Here is a 6,424-nt window from a genome sequence, read left to right as displayed (position 1 = left end):
CGCGGCCCCTTCAAGGTCCTGCCGCACCCTGCCCCAGAGACAGCCATTGCTAAGCTGCAGCAGCGCTCCTGCAGCCAGGTGGGCTAGGTTGCCCTCGATGGAGATCCCACCCAACTCGTTGCGGATCACTCCACTGCCCAGCCCCTCCTCCTGCAAGAGGCGCCTGAGCAGTGGGGTTTTGCCCCTGCCCCAAAAACCCGTCAAAATCGTAACCGGAAGCTGGGCTTTCATTCTCCCTGCGGCTGACCGGCGGCTTCTCTTCAGGAGCTCTACTAGCTTAGCTCCAGGACTGCTTGTGCATCCCTCAACTCAACCCGCTAGCGAGTAGCGCTCCATCAGGTAGCAGAGGCAATCTTGGCGGATGATGCGGCTATTGAGGGTGAGCATGCCCGGCACCAGGGGCACGCGGGTGCGAATTTCCCCATTCTGGGTATAGAAAAAGCGCTCCGCCACATCTTGGCCTTGCTCGTCTTGGACCTCCAGGTGGAAGCCGTTGTTCGTCCAGCCGATGCAGGTGTGGGGAGGGAGCTCCCGAAAATTGAGGAGATCCAAATCGGGGAGAAAGCGCAGGTGTGGCTGGGATCCCTTGGGTGCTTCCCCCGCTTCCCCAAAGCTGAAGCTCACCTCCTCCGGGATCTTGACGATGGCGACGCTGTGAAATAAATCAATATCTTGTCGCAGGACGGGGCGTTGCGGCAGCGCCGACAGGTGCAGGCAGGCTTCCAGAAATTCGTAGGCATGTTGGGTGCCGTGGGGCTGATCCGGCTTGCCACATTCCAGGGTTACCGCCGGGCAGAAGCGCCCAAAGGCCATACTCTGCACCCCTTCTGGCTTGGTGAAATAGAGGACGGTGCGCCCAAATAAGGTGGCCAGGTGCAAGGTAGAGCGATCTAAGTAATTGACACAGGCGTAATGGGGATTGGTGCCCGTGTTGTTGTGGAGGTCAACGCTGGCAAACACGCCGCGTTGCTGCATCTGCCGCAGGACGGCCTGAGCCATAGCGTGTTCGGGAGTGGAGCCGGGGCCCCAAATGCGGTTGTAGTCCGGTTGGCCGTCTAGCCGCCGTTGCCCGTGGCGGGCAGCTTGCACATTGCCAATGAACAGGGAAAGGGAGCGAGGCAACTCCCGCCCGCGGTAGCAGCGCAGAAGCTGGCGCACTGCCTGCCAGCCGGTAGTCTCGTTGCCGTGCAGCAGGACGGAAACAAACAGAGGGGGATCCCGCCGTCCCGCCAGATGGATGAGGGTTGGCCCGCCCAATCGGTCATAGAGGTGATGGGCTTCTAAATCTAGGAGTTGCTCCGGCAGGTGATCGAGAACGGTGAGCATACGGTTTTTTGGGCAAGCACCTCAACGCAAACCTTTTGGCTGCTTAAGAAGCCCTCACCCCCAGCCCCTCTCCCGTTGGGAGAGGGGAAAGGGAGATTGGGGTAGCGAACTGTCTCATCCTTAGCTGGAAATCAACAACTGGCTGTCGTGCTTGTGGCTTAGGTCGTCGCCCTGACTTTTGAGAAAGCATCCCTCAAGCGGTGACTTATCCCCCCTGCCGGCTTCCCTAGCCGAGATCCCAGGTGTGTACCGGCTGACCTTGCCGCTGTCGTTCCCAGTAGGCACAGGTCAATTGTTGCATATCTTTACCATGCCGAGCCACGTAGCGGCGCTGCCAGGTGGCCCCATTCTGCCCCGACTCGACGCGGGCGCGGAGAATGCCCAGGTACTCCTGGATATCCTGGGGGTCCAAGTCCAGTTGCGCCAAGCCCGCCTCTGCTTGCGGGAGCAGCTCTTGCAACAACAACTGGCGCAGGGATCCCTGCCACCCCTTGAGCCAGGTGATGGGGGCCTCGAGGCCAAAGCGGGCGGCCGCGTAGAAATTGGCGCGGCACTGGGCAAAGCTCAGCTCCTGCTCCGGAGGAAGGGGTTGGGATCCTAGAGCTTGCACCAGGCCAAAGTAGAAGGCCGCATTGGCAATCATGTCCGGCAGGGTGGGGCCTGCTGCAGTCACCCGCTGTTCGATGCGCAGGTGGGGAACGGGATCCAAGCCGATGAGGGGGCGGTTCCAGCGCCAGATGGTGCCGTTGTGCAGGCGCAGATGGGCCAGCTCTGAGGGAGCAGCAGCTAGCCTTTGCGGCAACACCACCGGGTAGCGGTGCAGATTTTCCCAAAACAGCTCCATTAGGGATTCCTGGACATAGCCTTGCCCGAAGGTAACGCGAGCTTGGTGGGTGGGGGCGAGGGGGGGTGGGCCATCCAACGCCTGCTCAAACACCGGGATGCGGGTTTCCGCCCACAGGTCGTGCCCAAACAGATAGGGAGAATTGGCTGCCAGGGCCACCAGGGGGGCCGACACCAGGAGAGAAGCGTTGAAGTAGCGGGCTGCCTGGTGGGGCGACACCTGCAGATGGATCTGAAAGGAGGTGGTGGCTGCCTCCAGCATAACGTTTGGGTGGGTGACGCGCAGCAGGGTGGCAGGCCCTGCAATCGCCAGCCCCAGGGGCGGGATCCCTGAAGGTTGCTCGCGCCGGTGCAGGTTTAGGATCTGCTCGTTGAGGGCCAGGTAGCGCTTGCGGGGCGAGATCATCTCCAAAGTGAGCTGCTGCTGCTGCAGCGTGGGCAAAATGCCGATCATCACCAGCCCCGCCTGCAGTTGCTCGGCCACTCGGCAGCAGTGATCCCAGGTCTGCGCCAGCTCTTGCTGCAACTGCCGCAGAGCCGAGCCGACCAAAACCTGAGGCCGGCCGTTGATCTCGATGTTGAAGCGGGCCAGTTCCGGCACCACCAGCGGGTTGTTGACGGCCTCCAGGTAGGCGGAGTTGATCGGGGCCGGCTCTCCCTGGGGGGTGACCAGCCAAGCTTCCAGCTCAAACCCGCCCACCAGGGATCCCTGGGCAAAGGGCCGACAGGCGGGATCCAGCCCCGGCACGCCGGCCAGCCAGCGCTCGAGCAAATCTGTTTCTTGCTGCAGCCGAGCTTTGAACTCAGTAAAGTCTTCGTCGCTAAAACTCAGGCAGGTGATCTCCTGGCCCATGGAAACAACTCCGCGGCTTTTGGGAATAAGACCACTGTATCGCTGCTACTGGGGATCGCGGGGGGTGGCAGTTTGCCGCTGTCGCTTCCTGGCCAGGTCCTAGCCTAAGGGTGCTGGCTAGGCCACTGAGCTGGCTCAGCCTGCCGTGATCGAGACATCTTCAATGCGCAGAGCGGGAAAGGCAGCCGTGCCGTTGAAAACGGTTACTTCCTGGGAGATGGCAGAGATATTGCGCAAACAGTCGTAGAGGTTGCCGGCAATGGTGGTCTCCAGGATGGGGCGCTTCTCGCCACCCTTGACCAAAAAGCCCCCCTTCACCACCCCAGAAAAATCCCCTGTGATGGGGTTGCTGCTGCCGGAAAGCCGCGTGACAATGATGCCCCGCTCCATCGCGTACAGCTCCGCCAGGGGCGTCGTTCCCGGGGTCACCCTCAAACAGGCTGGCCCCACTCCTGGCAAGCTGCCCGCCCCCCCGGTGGCGTGGCCATTGGAGGGAACGCCAGCAGCCCGGGCTTCGTAGCTGTTGTACATGAAGTTGCAGAGGATCCCCTCGTGGATCAGGGGGGTAACCTGGCGTGGCATCCCCTCGCGGTCAAAGGGCTCAATGAGATAGCCGGGCAAGCCCAGTCCCTCGGAAACCAAGGTCAACAGGGGGCTAGCAATCAGGGATCCCATCTTCTGCGCCAGGGGGCTTTTGCCCTTGCGCACCGCGTCTGCCCCCAGCACAAAGAGGAGGTCTCCCAGAAACTCCTCCACCACCTCCGGGGGCAGGACGATGGGACCGCGAAAACTCTCCCCCTCCCTAGCCCCTAGAGCCCCCACACACTTTTGCACAAAGCGATTAAAAGCCCGCTCCAGGGCCGGCACCAGATCCGCCCGCTTCTGGACACTGTCGCCGTCGTAGGCAAAGCTGCCCACCTCATCCCCATCGATGGCCATGCCAAACAGGGATCCACCCGCCTCGACGCTGTGGTAGTTGGCGCGGATGCCGGTGGAAGAAGCAATGGCCACGGTGTCCTCTTCCACGCTAAAGGAGCCGCTGTCAATGGTGATGCGGGGGTCTTGAGAGCGTACCCACTCCACCAGTTGGGATCCCAGTTGCGTCAGCTCGGCAGCATCCAGTTCCAGTAGGCCCGGGTCGAGGGCAAAGGGCACCTGGGGCAGAGGCTGGGGATCCGGCAGGCCGTTGAGGGGATCCGCCGGCGAGGCCTTAGCCATGGCCACCGCCTCAGCTGCTGTCTCGGCCAGATCCTCTGGGCGGTTGGAAGTGGCAAAGCCCAGCCTGCCGCCGCAGAAAACCCGGATGCCAAACAGGGTCTCACAACTAGTGCGAACCAGGTTGAGGTCATTTTTCTCAAAAGTTACTTCCGTCTCGCGGCCTGAGTTGGCAAACACCTCTGCTTGGTCAGCTCCGGCAGCCAGGGCCTTTTGCACCCCCTGTTCGCAGAGATCCAGCAGGTTTTCGGGAGCAATGACGGAGCCGGCCATAGAACTTGAGATCTAGATCTGCAAGAGAACAGTTCTATTATCGACCCTGCTGCCAAGACCCGCCCTAGCAGCAGGGGGCAGAGGGGTTGCTCAGGCTCGGGAGTTTTGCGGATCCCTGCCGCATCAGGGCTGCTCCAGCGGCTGATCCGAGAACAGCAAGGGGGCAATGTTGGCGGCTTGGTTGAGCGGGATCTCGTCGTGGATGGGGTACTGATAAAACTGATCCAGCCGCTGACACAGACCTTCTGGGGTCAAAGCTTGCACATTGGAGCTGATGATGTAGCTCTGGGCAGGAGAGGCCCGAAACGCCTGAAAGGCTTTGCGACAAAACGCCTGCTTGGCCTCAGGATCCGCCTGGCGCCACTCCGGCCCTGTGAGTTTGCCAGAGAGTGCCGGCTCGGTTGCTGCCCAGGCGCTGGACGCCACCAGGGGCAGTCCCGTTGCCCAAACCAGGCAGGCCAGGAGGATCAGCAATACCTGCTGCCAAGAGAACCCAAGCCGTTGCTCGTGCTGCACCATAGGTAGATAAGCTGAGGTAGGTAGCTTGGAATGCCGAAGCACCCTTAGCGATCCTATCGCCCCCGGTCTCCCCCATCCAGCCAAGGACAGCCCTGGAGCTCTCTACTTATGGCTCGCAGCAAACCCCGCCGAAAACAGCGCTTTCCCCATCTGCTGGGCTCCAAGTGGACTTCTGTTCAGCCTGTGATGGGTTGGCGCCATTTTCAGGTCACCGCTCGCCAAGAGGGGCAAGGGGGGCTAGTGTTTGCCGAGCTGAGGGCCGTTTGCGATCCCCAGGTGCGCCTCTGGGTCAACGCCGCCACCCTCAAAAACCGGGATCTCTGGCAGCCGGGCTGGACGCCGCTGGAAGACGGGATCCCCTGCGGATCTGGCTCTCTGGGGGTTCAGGGATCCCCGGATCCCTCTAGCGCTGTATTCTTCTAGCTACAAGACTTTTTTGAGGAGAAAACGATGCCCAGGTGTGATGTCTGTGGGAAAGAGCTCGGCTACGGCGACTATCCATGGGCCAAGCGCTGTACCAATCCCTACGGGAAGTCCCACCTTATCTGCTTCGACTGCTACAGCGGTTCCTCCTGTCCCATCTGCTCCTCTCCTCTCGAGTCGGCAGAATAGATAGCGGCAGTTTCACCTCTGCGGGGGGGAAGTTGGCAAAAGTCTCGCTGGTGTTCCCAAGGGAGCCGCAACAGTGCGTATTGGCCAGGGCTATGACATCCACCGCCTCGTAGAAGGGCGCCCCCTGATCCTAGGCGGGATCCGGATCCCTTATGAAAAGGGTCTGTTGGGCCACAGCGACGCGGACGTGCTCACCCACGCCATCATGGACGCCCTCCTAGGAGCCGCCGCCCTGCGGGACATTGGCTACTACTTTCCCCCGGAAGAGGAGCGCTGGAAAGGGGCAGACAGCATTCTCCTCCTGCAGCAGGTGGTGCAGTTGGTAAGCCAAGAGGGCTGGCGCATTGCCAACGTCGATAGCATCGTGGTGGCAGAGCAGCCCAAGCTCAAGCCCCACATCCCCGCCATGCAGGCTCGTCTAGCCGAGGCCATGCAACTATCGCCCAAACAAGTAGGCGTGAAGGCCACCACCAACGAAAAACTCGGCCCCATCGGCCAGGGGGAGGCCATGGCTGCCTTTGCCGTGGCCCTGCTGGTGGAACGCTGAGGGTAGCTGCTCCTGGGCTGGATCCCTACCTCACCGTTAGCTCCACATCCCCTGTGCTCCTAAGGACGTTGATCCCCACCCCTCCTGCCTGAAGATACAGGCCAATGTCCAGGGATCCCCGCCCCACCTGGATGTTCTCAAGAGTTACATAGGGCAGCCACAGGGGCAGGGTGGGCTGGGTGAGGCGCACCTGCTGGGCCAGCCCGTCGATCTCCAGGCCTAGGCAGGCTTGCAGC

8 protein-coding genes are annotated in these 6,424 nt (G+C 61.6%); 2 read left to right on the top strand and 6 right to left on the bottom strand.

What is annotated here, in order from left to right:
- From NW827_RS05065 to NW827_RS05045, 5 genes are all read right to left on the bottom strand, one after another.
- Positions 1-231 (bottom strand): GTP-binding protein (locus NW827_RS05065; protein ID WP_414503406.1); only part of this gene is annotated, 231 nt, incomplete at its 3' end.
- A gap of 78 nt (positions 232-309) precedes the next feature.
- A complete protein-coding gene (locus NW827_RS05060; protein ID WP_414361714.1) occupies positions 310-1,326 on the bottom strand; it encodes a M14 family metallopeptidase in 1,017 nt (338 codons plus the stop codon).
- A 226-nt stretch (positions 1,327-1,552) separates the two neighbouring features.
- Positions 1,553-3,022 carry a glutamate-cysteine ligase family protein gene (locus NW827_RS05055; RefSeq protein ID WP_414403700.1) on the bottom strand — a complete coding sequence of 490 codons (1,470 nt, stop codon included), beginning with the start codon at positions 3,020-3,022 and terminating at the stop codon, positions 1,553-1,555.
- A 135-nt stretch (positions 3,023-3,157) separates the two neighbouring features.
- Complete coding sequence (locus NW827_RS05050; RefSeq protein WP_414361718.1) at positions 3,158-4,510, bottom strand: TldD/PmbA family protein; 1,353 nt, start codon at positions 4,508-4,510, stop codon at positions 3,158-3,160.
- 123 nt (positions 4,511-4,633) lie between these two features.
- Positions 4,634-5,029 (bottom strand): hypothetical protein, encoded by a 396-nt coding sequence (locus NW827_RS05045; RefSeq protein WP_414403699.1) that lies wholly within the window; start codon positions 5,027-5,029, stop codon positions 4,634-4,636.
- 108 nt (positions 5,030-5,137) lie between these two features.
- Between NW827_RS05045 and NW827_RS05040 the strand changes: the two genes are divergently transcribed.
- Positions 5,138-5,452 carry a TIGR02450 family Trp-rich protein gene (locus NW827_RS05040; protein ID WP_414403698.1) on the top strand — a complete coding sequence of 105 codons (315 nt, stop codon included), beginning with the start codon at positions 5,138-5,140 and terminating at the stop codon, positions 5,450-5,452.
- A 262-nt stretch (positions 5,453-5,714) separates the two neighbouring features.
- Positions 5,715-6,188: a 2-C-methyl-D-erythritol 2,4-cyclodiphosphate synthase gene (ispF, locus tag NW827_RS05035; protein WP_414403697.1), complete on the top strand. Its 474-nt coding sequence runs from the start codon at positions 5,715-5,717 to the stop codon at positions 6,186-6,188.
- Positions 6,189-6,213: 25 nt separating this feature from the next.
- On the opposite strand, the gene NW827_RS05030 is transcribed toward ispF, so the two are convergent.
- A partial coding sequence (locus NW827_RS05030; protein ID WP_414503405.1) for a hypothetical protein occupies positions 6,214-6,424 on the bottom strand: 211 nt, incomplete at its 5' end.

It is taken from the genome of Synechococcus sp. H70.1, from assembly GCF_047502705.1.
GTDB lineage: Bacteria > Cyanobacteriota > Cyanobacteriia > Thermostichales > Thermostichaceae > Thermostichus.
Note: the sequence above shows the minus strand (reverse complement) of the source record. Positions and strands in the feature narration are given on the sequence as shown.

Bases quoted from the DNA above. Each gene is read 5' to 3' on its own strand.
- NW827_RS05040 (WP_414403698.1), top strand. From the start codon at position 5,138: ATGGCTCGCAGCAAACCCCGCCGAAAACAGCGCTTTCCCCATCTGCTG.
- NW827_RS05055 (WP_414403700.1), bottom strand. From the start codon at position 3,022: ATGGGCCAGGAGATCACCTGCCTGAGTTTTAGCGACGAAGACTTTACT.
- NW827_RS05050 (WP_414361718.1), bottom strand. From the start codon at position 4,510: ATGGCCGGCTCCGTCATTGCTCCCGAAAACCTGCTGGATCTCTGCGAA.
- NW827_RS05060 (WP_414361714.1), bottom strand. From the start codon at position 1,326: ATGCTCACCGTTCTCGATCACCTGCCGGAGCAACTCCTAGATTTAGAA.
- NW827_RS05045 (WP_414403699.1), bottom strand. From the start codon at position 5,029: ATGGTGCAGCACGAGCAACGGCTTGGGTTCTCTTGGCAGCAGGTATTG.